Here is a 15,001-nt window from a genome sequence, read left to right as displayed (position 1 = left end):
CAAAGCCGCATTATCATCCACTGCGCCAGTTCAATATTTTAGATTCAGCCAAGTCTGGATTTTTAAACTTGTCCAAATATTCAAAACACACTTGCTCCCCTGTCCGTTTCCGGTCAATGTGTTCATCAAAACGCAAGTGCCGATTATATTGCCCACCATCAAATAAGATCGCAATCCGCTTAAAATGATCATGCCTTAAGGAATAGGTTTTATAAAACTGCACAGTGCCGCAGGCTTTGGATATTTCAATCGGCCGGTCTGTTTTGATATAGGCAGCCAGCGCTAAAACACATGCGCCCGGCAGCAAGCTGAAAAAAGGCAATGTTTGTTTATGATTGATATTTTTTAATCGAGGCACGACAAAGAGATAGCTTAAAAATGGCAGCAGCACCAAACTCAAAATGCCGCAAAAGACCAAAAAAGCATGCATATTTTAGTTGCCTTGCATGAGTATCACACTCAAAATCTGCCATATTGCAAACATAGCGGCACCCTTTCTCTTTTCATGCTCTTTATCAACTCTGGATAAAAAACCAGCACTTCAATAGTGTGTCGAAAAGCCAAAAATAGAACTGATCCCCCAAATAATAAAGCAATCAGGCCAAATAAAACAGCGGATGGAATATTGCTGAAAATCAGGCCTAAGCGATTGAATGATCCATAAAAAAAGCCCGCTAACGCGGGCTTTAATTGCAAAATCATTATCTTCTTAAAGTTTAGGATCGCGCAGCTGAACCAGGCTGGCATTGGCCTTGCTCAAAGACTCCATAACTTTTGACATAACAGCAGGCACCAATGAATCAGCCACTTGCGCAGCTTGCAGTCCTATTTTTTCGCCTAAAGTCGGTTTTTTGCGGGTTTCAATGACATACACATCATGCTGAGGCAATAAACTCAGCAGATATTCATCGGAAGTTTTCAGCTGATCGACCAAGTTCAAATCCAGCGCATCTTGTCCATACCAATGCTCACCGGTCGCCACTTTTTCAACATTCAGTTTCGGACGGTATTTTTCTACAAAGTGCTTGAACAGCTCATGCGTCTGCTGCAGCTCTTCTTCAAACTTGGCTTTGCCTTCTGCAGTATTTTCACCAAACATGGTGACTGTGCGCTTAAATTGGCCTGCCGTATACAGTTCAAAATCAATATGCTTTTCTTTCAGCAGGCGGTTGAAATTCGGCACTTGCGCAACCACGCCAATTGAACCCACTACAGCAAAAGGCGCAGAAATAATTTCCGAGCCAATGCACGCCATCATATAGCCGCCGCTGGCCGCCACTTTATCTACACAAATGGTGAGATGAAAGCCTGCATCACGCAAACGCACCAGCTGCGCAGCGGCCAAGCCGTAGCCATGCACCATGCCGCCCGGACTTTCCAGGCGGACCACGACACGGTCGCGGCCAGATTTTGCAGTGGCTAGAATTAAGGTAATTTCTTCACGCAAATGTTCTACAGCAGAAGCGGCTGTATCGCCTTTGAAATCCAAGACATAAATTTTTTGATTATTTTTTTTACGCGCGCGGGCTTCTTTTGCCAGCTGCTGCGTCAGTTGAAAGAATTCTAATTTCGACCCTGCCGATTGAGCCATTTTTTTTCGTTGTTCGTTAATACGCGCATTGAGATGATGAATGCGGATTTCGGCAGGCAGTTTGGTTGTATGAAATAGCATAAAAATCGAAACTCATTTAATTCATATTTATGCTGTATAACATGTGGGTTTCATCACAAAAATTCAATGTAAATTTTGAAAATAATTCTCATTGAAAAAAATGCACAGCTGCTTAAACATGATCAAAAGCACCAATTCAAATCAAAAATATCAACCTTGCAGTCCCTCAGCCAAATTAAGATCCAGCCATCATGAACAGCAGCTTAAAACTCTCAGCCATAAAAAAGAGCCTATGAAATAGGCTCTTTGGATATCGTTGGCAAAATCAGCCGAAACGGCCGGTAATATAAGCTTCCGTCAATTGATGATCCGGCTGGGTAAAGACTTTTTCAGTCGAGTTCACTTCAATCAAATCACCCAAATGGAAGTATGCCGTACGGTCAGATACACGCGCCGCTTGCTGCATGGAGTGCGTCACAATCGCAATGGTATATTGATTCGACAATTCTGAAATCAATTCTTCCACTTTGGCCGTTGCAATCGGATCCAGCGCCGAACATGGCTCATCCATCAAAATCACTTCAGGCGATACCGCAATGGTGCGCGCAATGCATAAACGCTGCTGCTGACCACCAGACAAACCTGTACCCGGCTGGCTTAAACGGTCTTTGACTTCGTCCCACAGACCGGCTTTACGCAAGCTGTTTTCCACGATCTCTTCCATGTCATATTTGTCACGCGCCAGTCCATGCAGTTTCGGGCCGTAAGCCACGTTGTCAAAAATAGACTTGGGAAATGGGTTCGGTTTCTGGAATACCATGCCGACTTGCGCGCGCAGCAGCACCACATCCAGATTTGGATCATAGATGTCTTGATTGTCCAGCATCACTTTACCGGTCACACGGCATGAATCAATGGTGTCATTCATGCGGTTTAATGTACGCAGGAAAGTCGATTTACCGCAGCCGGACGGCCCGATAAATGCGATGACTTCATTTTCATACACCTGCAGATCAATGCCTTTGATCGCTTCAGCTTCGCCATAATACACATGCACATCTGACGTGCTGAGTTTTACATTCTTGGTTTTTTCATCTTTTTTAGAATGCGGCTGTGTATCAAACTGCGATACAAATGAAGTCGAAGTTTGCTTTTGAGCATCCGAAGAAGCTGTAAAATTTGTTTGCTCTGGATTCACTGATTTATCCTGATCTAAGGAATTTGTTTTAGATGTTGCCGTTGCAGTATTCATATCATGCTCCCACTTACCAGCGGACTTCAAATTTCTTTCGTAACCAGATGGCTAAACTGTTTAAGCCGATCATGAGCGCAAGAAGTACAATAATGGCAGCCGCGGTACGGCCCTCAAAGAAGTTGCGCAGTTCGTTGCCTTGCCACAAGAAGATCTGTACTGGCAATGCTGTAGATTGATCCAATGGTGTTGCAGGCACACTTGCCACAAAAGCGCTCATGCCGATTAAAAGCAAAGGTGCAGTTTCCCCCAAGGCTTGCGCGACACCAATGATTGCGCCAGTTAAAATGCCCGGCAGCGCGAGCGGCAGCACGTGGTGAAATACCGTTTGCAAACGCGATGCGCCCAGGCCCAAAGCGGCTTGACGAATCGATGGCGGCACTGCTTTTAACGATGCGCGCGTAGTAATAATCACAGTAGGCAAAGTCATCAAACTTAATACCAAACCACCCACCAATGGTGCAGACAGCGGCAGGTGCATCCAGCCAATAAAGATGGATGCCCCAAGCAAACCGAACACAATCGATGGTACCGCTGCCAAGTTGTTGATGTTGACTTCAACCACATCGGTAATCCAGTTTTTAGGCGCAAACTCTTCCAAATAAACTGCTGATGCGACACCAATTGGAATTGAGATAATGATCACAATCATCATCATGAACAATGAGCCCATGAACGCGCCAGCCAAGCCTGCTGTTGCCGGTGAACTGCGTGAATCTGGATTGGTGAAAATACTGGTGTTGAAGCTATTGGTGATAATGCCTTGCGCTTTCAGCTGATCCGCCAATTGACGCACTTCTGGGCTCAGCTGCTGCTGATCGTCCGGCAAAGAACGATCAATATTGCCAGCCAGCCAGACATCGACATTGGCATCCGCCAAAATTTTAATGTCCTGCTTCTTGCCGACCAGCGATGGATCTGCAAACACCATGTCACGCAAACGGTAAGCTTCAGAACTGGTATACAGCGAAGTTAAATCGTCACGTTTAGATTCCAGCGCTTTATCTTTTGCAATTAAGCCATTCGCAATTAAAGCATCCCAATCCACCATGCCCATATCAGTTTGCCAAGCCACATAGCGCTCTTGATAGTGCGCGGGTGTTTCACCGGCTTTTTGCACGGGTTTTGGCCCGGCAGTGATAATGGCCGGATCGAAATACACAGGAACGGTCATGCTGCTTTGCCAAAATGACGGCAAGCCTTTAATTAAGATGCTTCCAAACAGCAGCGCAACAAACAGCAAGCCTGTGATCACTGCAGAGAAGCCGAAAAATTTAAATACTTTTTCTTTGCGGTGACGCTTCGATAATGAGCTTTCAATGGTTTTCTTACGTTTTTCGCGTAATTCAGCCGCAGCTCGAGGATCTAAAACCTGATCCATAGATGATGTGTTTGAAGTGCTCATTATTCGTATTGCTCACGGTATTTGCGCACAATGTACAGCGCGACAATGTTCAAACCTAAGGTAATCACAAACAGGGTTAAGCCTAATGCGAATGCCACCAGAGCCTGCGGGCTGGCAAAGTCCGTATCGCCCGTTAATTGGTTGACGATTGTAATGGTTACTGTCGAAATCGCTTCAAGCGGGTTTACATGCAGCAGCGGGCTATTGCCGGCAGCCAGCACCACAATCATGGTTTCGCCAATGGCGCGGGAAGCGGCCAGCAAAAATGCACCGATAATGCCCGGCAAGGCAGCTGGAACCACCACCTGACGGATTGTTTCAGACTTGGTCGCGCCAAGGCCTAATGAGCCGTCGCGAAGTGAACGCGGCACTTGCGTGATAATGTCATCCGACAGCGAAGACACAAACGGGATGATCATAATACCCATCACAAAGCCAGCGGTTAATGCGCTTGTCGCATTGATGTCTAAACCAATATACGCGCCGAGCTGTTTGAGAAACGGGCCAATCACCATTAAGGCGAAAACACCGTAAACAATCGTTGGAATACCCGCCAGAATCTCAATCGCCGGTTTTGCCCATGAACGGAAAGCTGGTTTAGCATATTCAGCAAGATAAATCGCAATCATCAGGCCTACAGGCACTGCCACCAGCAGCGCAATGCCGCTGACCATCAAGGTGCCCCAAAGCAATGGAAGCAAGCCGTAGCTGCCTTCCGCATTGCCGGAGGTGCTGAAGCCGGGGTTCCATTCTGTGCCAAAGAAGAAGTCCAGCGGGCTGACAAAACTGAAGAAACGCATCGCTTCGCTGAACATCGACATCACAATGCCGACGGTAGTCAGAATCGCGACACCCGAACACAGCGCCAAAGCCACATTAATCACTTTTTCAACTTGATTTCGAGCGCGGAACTGCTGCGCGACACGGCTTTTTGCCCAGACAAGGCCAATCAGCGCCGCACAGATCACCACCGCCAGTTTGGCAAAGGAAGCAATATTTTCAAATTTAGCCAGCTGCTGCGCCGCCGCGACTTCATACGCTGCCGGCTGATCACTGACACCGAAACCTGAAGCGATGGCCTGTACGCGGTCAATCAATACGCTGGTGCTTGCAGGATCAAGCGCTGCTTTAACTTGCGCAGGCACACTGTCTAAGACCACATGTTTTAAAATGCTTGGTTCAACAATATTCCAAACAATCAAAATTAAAAAAGCAGGGATACCGCACCAAAGTGCAACCAGAGCGCCATAATAGCCCGGGCGCGAATGCAGCATGGCTGAATTATTTCCCTTGCCTGCCATCTTCCGGCTTTTGGTTAAGCCTATTTGATAGGCGATGGCAATAATTGCCAGCAGTACACCTATAAGCAGCAGATTCATGTATTCTCCACCGTTTTTTCAATTTTCATTCTTTGAAAAAACTTTTTCTTTGCAAAAGGCCAAAGGCAGGTTATCCCTGCCCTCAGCTTATTTTTCAATCTTATTTAACCGATTTGCCTGCTTTAAAGTCCGCTAGAACTTTAGCGCGCTCTTTATCAGACATTGAAATCAAGCCTGCTTTCTCAAGCTTAGAGCCTTTGCCTGATACTTTTTTGCTCAGGAAGAACTCAGTGTACTGCGGCAAGCCTTTGATTGATTTCAAGTGTTCGCCTTTCACGTAGAAGAACAATGGGCGAGAAACCGGGTAAGAACCATTCAGAATAGTTTTCTCTGATGGCGCTACATTGTTCACTGTCGCTACACGCAATTTGTCGCGGTTTTGATCATAGAAGCCTAGACCGAATACACCTACTGCATTTGGAGACGTTTTTAAGCGGGCCAATGTTTCGGTGTAGTCACCAGAAATTTCAATGACTTTGCCATCTTTACGGAAAGTTGAACATGCTTTCTTTTGTGCATCTTTATCAAGCGCTTTGATCGCTGCATATGTTTCACAGCCCGCATCAACCATTTTCTCTTGGAACACTTCACGCGTACCGTGGTTCGATGCTGGAATCACCAAAGTGATCGCTTCATTTGGCAGTGTTGGATCGATTTGATTCCAACGGGTGTATGGGTTTGCAACCATTTTGCCGTTTGATGGCAATTCAGCTGCTAGCGCGGCATAAACGTGCTGCGGTCGAAGTTTAAATGCTGCTTTTTTTGCATTTGAAGCAAATACAATGCCGTCATAACCGATTTTAATTTCCAAGACTTGATTTACACCGGCTTTTTTACACGCTGCCAATTCAGTGTCTTTGATTTTACGAGATGCGTTTGCGATATCGATGGTATTGTCGCCAACACCAGTACAGAATTGCTTCAAGCCGCCTGATGTGCCGCCTGAACCGACCACTGGCGCTTTAAACTGCGGGAAAGTGTTGCCAAACTCTTCAGCCACAATACTTGCATAAGGCAATACGGTTGAAGAACCGGCGATTTGAATCGTGTCACGTGCTGCGTTTGCAGTTGTTGCAGCCGCCGCCCCAGTTAATGCCAATGCAATTGCGATGTTATTAAAGCGCATTCTGATCTCTCTTATTTGATACAGTTTAGGAGTACGCCACTTTTTATTCAGTTTTGTACTTATTTCGATAACTGCATTTTGAGTTTAGAGTATGACAGATAGGTTACAGCTTTATGACGGTTTAATGATAATTACTTTTTGATCTTTAATTTAATTTTATTTCTTTAATTTTCAATATCTAATGTATATTTTAATTTTATTATTCTACTGCATTTTTAATGCTCAAAACGTAAATTTTTATTGCAATGCTACATTATGCTTTCATCTTTTAAATGATGAATTGCAAAAACTCTGCAAATTAGAACACTGCTGAAAAGGATGACAATAACTCCCTAGCTCAAGAGGTTTTTGACTTTAACTTAAAATTTTTTGGCGTTGAAGTCACGGAAAATACGATATTTAGGGTTGGATTTAAGCCTTGAAACTTATTTTCCAAATGAATTTGCCCACTACTTTCAGCTTAACTTAAAGCTTTAAATTTCTTTAACAATAGACAAAATTGATTTAGATGACCGGTGGCATGGATGCCGCCATGCAGCATTGAGGGATAGGATATCCCTTCAATGCTGCAAAGGATTTTTGTTACTTTTCATCCCTGAAAAGTAAAATATCACTTACGCAATGCCATTTTAATTCTGCAAAGCAAATGCGATTGTGCAGTTTCAAGTATAAAAAAGGAAGCCATTCGGCCTCCTCTTCTCACACTTGCAATCAATTAATCAATTGCAGGTGTATATGTACCATCCGCGATTGGGCCTTTGATACGATCCGCTTCTGCAAGCACCAGTGCAAGCAAGTTCTTCACGTTATCTAAAGTCGCCACTGGGCTTAAAGTGGTCATTTTCAAAGATTGGACCTGACCGACTTTAGTGACACCAATATTCGCTTCACCACGTGCAAACAATTCGTCTGCAACGTTTTGGTTCAATGTATCCAACAATTCAGTTGGATAGCCTGCTGGCACCACACGGAACAAGACCGATGCAAATTGCGGATCAACCAACATTTCTAGACCGTCAGTTGCATTAATATAATCTGCAACATCACGCGTCAATTTCACACCGTGGTCAATCATCGAACCGTAAAGCTCTTCACCAAGTGCTTCAACCGTCATCCACAATTTCAATGCATCAAAACGGCGTGTAGTTTGCAATGACTTAGACACCAAGTTCGGAACACCGTGCTCTTCATCATAAGCCGAGTTTAAATACTCAGCTTCATAATGCATGAAACGGTAGTTTGCTTCGTCTTTCAGCAAGAATGCGCCGCATGAAATCGTTTGGAAATAATGCTTATGGAAATCCAGTGTCACAGAATCAGACAGCTCGATACCATCCAGCATCGAACGATAGTCATTCGAAAGAATCAGTGCACCACCCCATGCTGCGTCGATATGCATCCACGCGCCATATTTGTTGGTGATTTCACGGATTTCTTTCAATGGATCAATCGCGCCTGCATCAGTCGTACCTGCAGTTGCCACTACGCATGCCACAATTTTACCTTCAGACTGAAGATGTGCCATGGTTTTCTCAAGTGCATCGACATCCATCTGCGCGTTGTCGTTCACAGGAACAGTCACAACAGACTGGAAGCCCATGCCCATCATCGCCATGTTCTTTTGCACAGAGAAATGCGCATTTTCAGAACAAATGACTTTAACGTTGCGCATAGCTTCAGCAGGCACGCCATCACGCTGAACCGACCACGGATTGCCGTTTTCGTCTTTCCAGTTTTTCGCGATGCACGCATCACGCGCAAGCAAAACGCCCATCAAGTTCGACTGTGTACCGCCAGAGGTGAATACACCTGCTTGACCTGCACCGTAACCAACTTTTTGACGCAGCCAATCAATCAACTGAACTTCCATCAATGAGCCTGCAGGGCTTTGATCCCATGAGTCCATTGATTGGTTCGTTGCGTTGATCAGCACTTCTGCGATTTGACTGGTGACCATTGTTGGACAATGCAAATGCGCAAGTGAATGCGGGTGATGTACTTTTAAGCTTTTATTGAGGAAAAGCTCAACCATACGGTCTAGCGATTTTTGTACACCCATACCTTCTTTAGAAGGATTAAATGCAATTGCACTGCGAAGCTCTTTGATGCTGCCGCCGGTGTACATTTTGTCATTTTGCAACCATGCAGAAACGGCTTTTACCGCTTCGCCCATTGCTGACTGATAGTCAGCAATGGATTGTGCATCATTGCAGAATAACGCTTTACGATGTTCTGCAAAATCAACCATTACGCGCCTCGAACTGCAACTAGAGCTTCAGCAAGTGCTTTTTTGAAGCGAACAATCACTTCTTCACATTCAGCTTGATTGATGATCAATGGGCAAAGTAAACGAATGACTGTACCGTTACGACCACCTTTTTCTAACAGCAATTTGTTGTTAAAACATGCGGCTTGAATCGCTGCTGCCAATTGAGAATCACCCGGTAAAGAACCCATGTGATCTGCTTTTTGGCGTTCATCTACGATTTCAATACCAATCATCAAACCACGGCCGCGTACGTTACCGATACATGGGAATTCCACCGCTAATTTTTTCATTTCAGCTTGAAGGAAATCACCACGTTCTTGTGCGTTTTGCGCCAAGTTTTGTTCTTTAATGGTTTTGATCGTTGCAAGACCTGTACCCATCGCAAGCTGGTTACCACGGAAAGTACCGGTGTGACCCGCTGGTTGCCAAGCATCAAACTTACGTTTAATGCCCAGTACCGCAAGCGGTAAGCTGCCGCCCACTGCTTTCGACATGACTATTACGTCTGGTTCAATCCCTGCATGTTCGAACGCAAACATTTTACCTGAACGGCCAAAGCCTGCTTGAACTTCATCCAGAATCAATACGATGTTGTGCTTTTCAGTCACTTCACGGATTTTTTGCAGCCATTTTACTGGTGCAGTAACAACACCGCCTTCACCTTGAATCGCTTCAAGAATCACAGCTGCAGGTTTGGTTACACCGCTCTCGACATCTTCAATGAAGTTTTCGAAATAATAAGTTAATGCATCAACACCCGCTTCACCGCCAATACCCAATGGGCAGCGGTATTCATGCGGATATGGCATAAATTGTACACCCGGCATTAAGCCATTCACTGCATTCTTCGCTGACAAGTTACCTGTCATCGCTAAAGAACCGTGAGTCATACCATGGTAACCGCCTGAGAAGCTGATTACTGAGCTACGACCAGTGTAGGTTTTTGCTAATTTAATTGCCGCTTCTGTACCATCTGCACCAGATGGGCCACAGAACTGCAGGCAATACTCTTCTTTACCGCCAGGCAATTGCTCAAGCAATGCTTCAGTAAATGCATCTTTTAATGGCGTCGTTAAATCCAAAGTATGCAAAGGGAGACCGCTTGCAAGCGTGTCTTGAATACTTTGAATGACCGCAGGATGATTATGGCCTAAAGCCAGTGTTCCTGCCCCAGCTAAACAATCGAGGTACTCTGTACCTTCAACATCAGTAACCCAGCAGCCTAAAGCTTTTGCTATCGCAAGTGGAAGTTTACGCGGATAGCTACGAACATTGGATTCCATCTGACTTTGGCGAGTCAGGTAGTATTCGTTAGTAGAATTAGCGGCAGGGTTTACAGAAGAAACGCTCATATCGAATTACCATCTCTGATATGGGTTGAAAGAAATAAGTCTGGTGACTTGCGGTCCTTTGACTCGGTGCTTTATAAGTTTCAGTTTGACGGTTTCTTTACACATCAAAACTAAGAGGCGGATGATACAGTTTTTTTCAGGAAAATAAACGCCTTTTGTGGCTTAAATTCCCTAATTTTCATCAAAAAAACCTATCACATTTTCCTATAGGGGAAATTATCATCTTACAATGTGACAGCGCAAAGAAAACCCCTTTAGTTTAGTCTTTTTTAAATGTTCTTGGGGTTTATTGTAAAACCCCGGCACAAAATAATTTAAGGCATTCATATCTAATATTTTTTAATTATTTTCAAGCCCAGGCGCATGCAGATTTTTTTAACAATCCGACCACAATATTTTCCGAAATTTTCCACAATCAGCGTTTACCATTTTTACAAATGCTTCATAAAAGCGAAATTAAAAAACAATAGGTGTCTTATGCGTACAATCGTTCTTTCTGCTTTATTGGCTGGCGCGGCATTCAGCGCGGCCGCAAATGCGCAAAACAGCGATCAGCTCAACTACAATATCGTCAATATTCAAGCTGAAGCGGCGCGGCAAATTTCCAATGATGAAATGACTGCGGTGCTGTATATTGAAAAATCAAATAAGCAGCCTGCTGAGCTGGCTTCGCAAATCAACCAGTTGATGACGCAGGCCGTCCATACGGCGCGCAAATACCCGAATGTTAAAATTGAAACAGGCTCTCAAACCACCTACCCGATTTACGACAATGACAGCCGCAAATTAAAAGAATGGCGCGGACGTGCTGAAATCCGTTTGGAAAGCACCGATTTTAAAGCAGCCAGCCAGCTGGTGAGCGAATTGCAGCAAAACTTCCAAACGCAGTCCATCAACTTCTCTGTATCAGACGCACAGCGGAAAAAAGCTGAAAATGAGCTAATGATTGAAGCGTCAAAGAATTTTCAGCAGCGCGCGCAAGCTTTAGCGCAGGCATGGAATAAATCAAGCTATAACTTAGTCAATCTGAATTTAAACACCAGCAATTACGGCGGCCAACCCGTTCCGCGCATGTCCATGATGAAAGCCGCCCCTCCCGCAGATATGATTGCGGAACAAGCCATGGCAGGCGGTGAGTCTAAAATTACAGTGAACGCCAATGGCACCATTCAGTTTAAATAAATTACTGTCCGGCAGGCTTTTGCCCAATACGCTTTAAATGCATTTTTTGCATCTTTTTCAGATTAAAAACCGCAGCTGCTTGCTCTGAGCACTGCGGTTTTTTTCACGCTAGATCTTTCAGCAAAGATTTTTTATTCATACGCGCAAATAACTTCCTATTTGATAATAATTATTATTTATTTTTTCATTAAGCGCGCTTATCATACAGCCTCTCTGTAACCAATTTCCCACATTATCATGATTTGTTCACGCCCTCTTGCTGCGCAAAATTTAACTTTTCAAGCATCACAGCTGAGCCTCGCTGTTGCGATGTCCATGTTTTGCATTGCGGCAGCGCATGCCGAAGATGGACAATCGGCTTCCAGCAGCCAAGTGCTGCCGACCATTACCATTGAAGCCCAAGGCAACTGGCTGGAAAATGCAAATGCAGAAAAAGTACAGCAGCATGCCGGCGCGCGGACAATTGTGGACCGCAAACGCCTGGATGAAACCGCTTCGACCTCATTAAAAGATGCCCTGCGCCAAGTGCCGGGGGTTCAAGTCCAAGAAAATAACGGCACAGGCGGCAGCGATGTTTCATTGAACATTGGTGTGCGCGGCTTGGCTTCACGCCTTTCTCCGCGCTCTACCGTGCTTATGGATGGCGTGCCTTTATCCTTTGCCCCTTATGGCCAGCCGCAATTGTCTTTAGCGCCAGTATCCTTGGGCAATATTGAATCTGTCGATGTGGTCCGCGGTGCGGGTTCTGTCCGCTTTGGACCACAAAACGTAGGCGGGATCATCAATTTTACAACGCGCAGCATTCCTGAAGAATTTTCAGGCTCAGTCAGCTTAAACACTGAGTATGCTTCCGGTACGGATCAAACCAAATTCAGCCCAAATCTGTTTGTGGGCGGGACATTGGACAACGGTTTAGGCCTTGCCCTGCTGTACTCCGGCACCAAAGGCAATGGCTACCGTGAAAACAACAATAAAACCGATATTGACGATGTGATGCTGAAATCGTCTTACAGCCTTACTGACCAAGATCAAGTGGCGTTCAATCTGCACCATTACGAGGGTTTCGGCGAGATGCCTGAAGGCTTGACTGCTGCGGCTTTCGCGGAAAATCCATATCAGTCCAGCAATCAGCGCAGTTATTTCAGCGGGCGCCGTTCAGATGTTTCATTGCGCTATACGCATAAAGATAATGTTAATAATTTTGAATTGCTCAGCTATTATATTGATTCATTCCGCACCAGTAATTTACTGACCGATCAGACTGACAAAAATGGCACTGCATTCAAGCGTCTGGATGAAGCGCCGCGCGACTATAAAGTATTTGCCATTGAGCCGCGCTACTCACGCACATACAGCCTAGGCAGCACGCAAAATGAAGTGACCGTCGGCTACCGCTATATGGATGAACAAAGCTCAGAACGTGCCGGCCGCGCTGATTATGCGCTCAATGCCCAGCCAGGCGAATTTATCACACGCACCACCAGCGATGGCGGCACCAAAGCGCATGCATTCTATATAGACAACCGCTTTGAGCTAGGCCAATGGAACATCACCCCCGGCCTGCGCTTCGAATCAATTGATACCCACAACACCTTCAATGTGTACAAAAACGGCCAATTTGACTCTTCTGTCAGCCCATCCATTCAGTCTGATGAATTTCTGCCTAGCTTATCAATTTTGTATAAAGCGACTGAACAATGGAACATTTTTGCCAATGCCGGCGTTTCATTTGGCCCGCAGCAATACAACCAACTGGCCACAACCAACAGCACCAGCGGCAGCGCCGTTTCAACCTTAGACGGCCTCAATCCTGAAAAATCTAAAAACTATGAAATCGGCACCAAATATTTAGGCAATGGCCTAACTGCCGAAATGACCGTGTTTTATTTAGATTTTGATAAAGAACTACAATTAGAACGCGACAGCACTGGCAATGGCCTATGGACTAACTTAGGCGCGACCAGCCATAAAGGCGTTGAAACCGGCCTCAGCTATGATTTCGGCAGCCTATTCGAAGCATTGGAAGGCTTAAAAGTTTACGGCAATTACACCTATACCAAAGCAGTTGCGGAAGCGGGCGAATTTGAAGGCAAAGATTTACCGTTTTATTCACAGCATGTCGGCAATTTAGGTGTTGGCTATCAGCATGATCAATGGACAGTCAATGCGGATATGTTTGCCCAGTCTAAGCAGCATTCTCCAAATAACCCTGATAAATCCCTGCCTGCAGGCTATTATCAGACAGAAGAAACAGCAAACGGCAAATATGGCGATATTGTCGGCTACTCTACATTTGCTGTGCGTGCAGGATATGACTTTAGCCAGCAGCTGAATGGCTTAAAAGTTGCTGCAGGCATTAAAAACGTGTTCGACAAACAATATTACACCCGCTCTACCGATGGTACAGGCGGTAAATATGTCGGCCAGCCGCGCACGTTCTTCCTGCAAACCTCATTTGATTTCTAAGCGCTGAATAACGGCGTTAAATAGAGCTATAAATAAGCAATGGCTTAAATAAAGCTGCAAAAAATCCCGCTCAAGAGCGGGATTTTTTGATTGTGTCATCTGTTTTGCTGTCCATCTCGTTATCATCGCCATCCTCTTCACCGTAGCAATGCGGCATTGAATAAAGCAATAATAATATTTCAATTTAGCTGCATTAAATTACATTGCGCCAAATATTATTTGATAAAGTCCTTGTCAAATTTTCTTTATTATTCATATTCTTGTCATGACCATCGACAGCTTAAACCTCTATTTATTCAATATCCTGAATGCGCCTGAACAGGCCTCTCCATTCATGATGCATTATGCAATTTTTATTGCCAAGGATTTAATCTATCTGCTTGTTTTAATTTTTGTTCTGCTGTGGCTGCGCGGAGATTATCAGGTTAAAAAGCATATCTTAAAAGCCTTCATTTTCACCTGCATCACCTTAATGCTCAGTGAAATTGCATCGGCAATATTCAGCACGCCCCGGCCCTTTGTCATAGAGGCTGGCCGCACCTTAATTGAACACGCGCCCACAGGTTCATTTCCAAGCAATCACATGGCGATTTTAAGCAGCATCGGCTTCGCTTATTATTTTTCCAATCAGCGCCAAGTCGGCAAATTTTTGCTGATTCTCGCCTGGCTTGTTGCCTGGGCCCGGATATACGTCGGCGTGCATTTTCCCATTGACATGCTTGGCGCATTCTTCTTGGCCTTTGCGGTCAATGCTTCTGGTCAAAGCCTTTGGAATAAATATAAAGAACAGCTGATGGCATGGATCATGGCGGTTTACTCAAAACTGCTTCAGCCTTTAATTGCAAAAGGACTGATTAAATAAAGCTCAGCATACAATCCGACGAAGAATAAAAATTCAACATAAAAAATCCCGCTCTTGAACGGGATTTTTTATCGTTAAAGCTTTTGGTCTTTAAAA

11 protein-coding genes are annotated in these 15,001 nt (G+C 44.9%); 3 read left to right on the top strand and 8 right to left on the bottom strand.

The genetic code is table 11. From position 1 onward, the window contains the following. Positions 1-13: 13 nt before the first annotated feature. The 8 genes from ACE3T3_RS02655 to ACE3T3_RS02620 form a co-directional block, all read right to left on the bottom strand. A complete protein-coding gene (locus tag ACE3T3_RS02655; protein WP_374663792.1) occupies positions 14-430 on the bottom strand; it encodes a hypothetical protein in 417 nt (138 codons plus the stop codon). Positions 431-709: 279 nt separating this feature from the next. Further along, entirely contained in the window at positions 710-1,672 is a 963-nt protein-coding gene (sohB, locus tag ACE3T3_RS02650) for a protease SohB (protein ID WP_374663790.1), read from the bottom strand. A gap of 265 nt (positions 1,673-1,937) precedes the next feature. Then, positions 1,938-2,864 (bottom strand): phosphate ABC transporter ATP-binding protein PstB, encoded by a 927-nt coding sequence (gene pstB / locus ACE3T3_RS02645; RefSeq protein ID WP_374663788.1) that lies wholly within the window; start codon positions 2,862-2,864, stop codon positions 1,938-1,940. A 13-nt stretch (positions 2,865-2,877) separates the two neighbouring features. Next, positions 2,878-4,269: a phosphate ABC transporter permease PstA gene (gene pstA / locus ACE3T3_RS02640; RefSeq protein ID WP_374663786.1), complete on the bottom strand. Its 1,392-nt coding sequence runs from the start codon at positions 4,267-4,269 to the stop codon at positions 2,878-2,880. Next, positions 4,269-5,648, bottom strand: a complete 1,380-nt coding sequence (pstC, locus tag ACE3T3_RS02635; protein ID WP_374663784.1) for a phosphate ABC transporter permease subunit PstC — start codon at positions 5,646-5,648, stop codon at positions 4,269-4,271. Before pstC ends, pstA begins: the two co-directional genes overlap by 1 nt. A 100-nt stretch (positions 5,649-5,748) precedes the next feature. Beyond that, positions 5,749-6,774: a substrate-binding domain-containing protein gene (locus ACE3T3_RS02630; RefSeq protein ID WP_374663782.1), complete on the bottom strand. Its 1,026-nt coding sequence runs from the start codon at positions 6,772-6,774 to the stop codon at positions 5,749-5,751. A gap of 715 nt (positions 6,775-7,489) precedes the next feature. Continuing rightward, positions 7,490-9,022 (bottom strand): aspartate aminotransferase family protein, encoded by a 1,533-nt coding sequence (locus ACE3T3_RS02625; RefSeq protein ID WP_374663780.1) that lies wholly within the window; start codon positions 9,020-9,022, stop codon positions 7,490-7,492. After that, positions 9,022-10,395 (bottom strand): diaminobutyrate--2-oxoglutarate transaminase, encoded by a 1,374-nt coding sequence (locus ACE3T3_RS02620; RefSeq protein WP_374663778.1) that lies wholly within the window; start codon positions 10,393-10,395, stop codon positions 9,022-9,024. Before ACE3T3_RS02620 ends, ACE3T3_RS02625 begins: the two co-directional genes overlap by 1 nt. Before the next feature lie 477 nt (positions 10,396-10,872). Between ACE3T3_RS02620 and ACE3T3_RS02615 the strand changes: the two genes are divergently transcribed. From ACE3T3_RS02615 to ACE3T3_RS02605, 3 genes are all read left to right on the top strand, one after another. Next, entirely contained in the window at positions 10,873-11,577 is a 705-nt protein-coding gene (locus tag ACE3T3_RS02615; protein WP_374663776.1) for an SIMPL domain-containing protein, read from the top strand. Between the two features lie 237 nt (positions 11,578-11,814). Next, a complete protein-coding gene (locus tag ACE3T3_RS02610; protein ID WP_374663774.1) occupies positions 11,815-14,043 on the top strand; it encodes a TonB-dependent receptor family protein in 2,229 nt (742 codons plus the stop codon). Between the two features lie 265 nt (positions 14,044-14,308). Then, positions 14,309-14,905, top strand: a complete 597-nt coding sequence (locus ACE3T3_RS02605) for an undecaprenyl-diphosphatase (RefSeq protein WP_374663772.1) — start codon at positions 14,309-14,311, stop codon at positions 14,903-14,905. Positions 14,906-15,001: the final 96 nt, after the last annotated feature.

Origin of the sequence: Acinetobacter sp., assembly GCF_041919735.1 — a bacterium.
In the GTDB taxonomy this organism is placed as follows: domain Bacteria; phylum Pseudomonadota; class Gammaproteobacteria; order Pseudomonadales; family Moraxellaceae; genus Acinetobacter.
This window is presented reverse-complemented; position numbering and strand designations above follow the sequence as displayed.

What these genes read in the sequence shown, in the direction of transcription:
- ACE3T3_RS02655 (WP_374663792.1), bottom strand. Translation starts at nt 430, where the DNA reads ATGCATGCTTTTTTGGTCTTTTGCGGCATTTTGAGTTTGGTGCTGCTG.
- sohB (WP_374663790.1), bottom strand. Translation starts at nt 1,672, where the DNA reads ATGCTATTTCATACAACCAAACTGCCTGCCGAAATCCGCATTCATCAT.
- pstB (WP_374663788.1), bottom strand. Translation starts at nt 2,864, where the DNA reads ATGAATACTGCAACGGCAACATCTAAAACAAATTCCTTAGATCAGGAT.
- pstA (WP_374663786.1), bottom strand. Translation starts at nt 4,269, where the DNA reads ATGAGCACTTCAAACACATCATCTATGGATCAGGTTTTAGATCCTCGA.
- pstC (WP_374663784.1), bottom strand. Translation starts at nt 5,648, where the DNA reads ATGAATCTGCTGCTTATAGGTGTACTGCTGGCAATTATTGCCATCGCC.
- ACE3T3_RS02630 (WP_374663782.1), bottom strand. Translation starts at nt 6,774, where the DNA reads ATGCGCTTTAATAACATCGCAATTGCATTGGCATTAACTGGGGCGGCG.
- ACE3T3_RS02625 (WP_374663780.1), bottom strand. Translation starts at nt 9,022, where the DNA reads ATGGTTGATTTTGCAGAACATCGTAAAGCGTTATTCTGCAATGATGCA.
- ACE3T3_RS02620 (WP_374663778.1), bottom strand. Translation starts at nt 10,395, where the DNA reads ATGAGCGTTTCTTCTGTAAACCCTGCCGCTAATTCTACTAACGAATAC.
- ACE3T3_RS02615 (WP_374663776.1), top strand. Translation starts at nt 10,873, where the DNA reads ATGCGTACAATCGTTCTTTCTGCTTTATTGGCTGGCGCGGCATTCAGC.
- ACE3T3_RS02610 (WP_374663774.1), top strand. Translation starts at nt 11,815, where the DNA reads ATGATTTGTTCACGCCCTCTTGCTGCGCAAAATTTAACTTTTCAAGCA.
- ACE3T3_RS02605 (WP_374663772.1), top strand. Translation starts at nt 14,309, where the DNA reads ATGACCATCGACAGCTTAAACCTCTATTTATTCAATATCCTGAATGCG.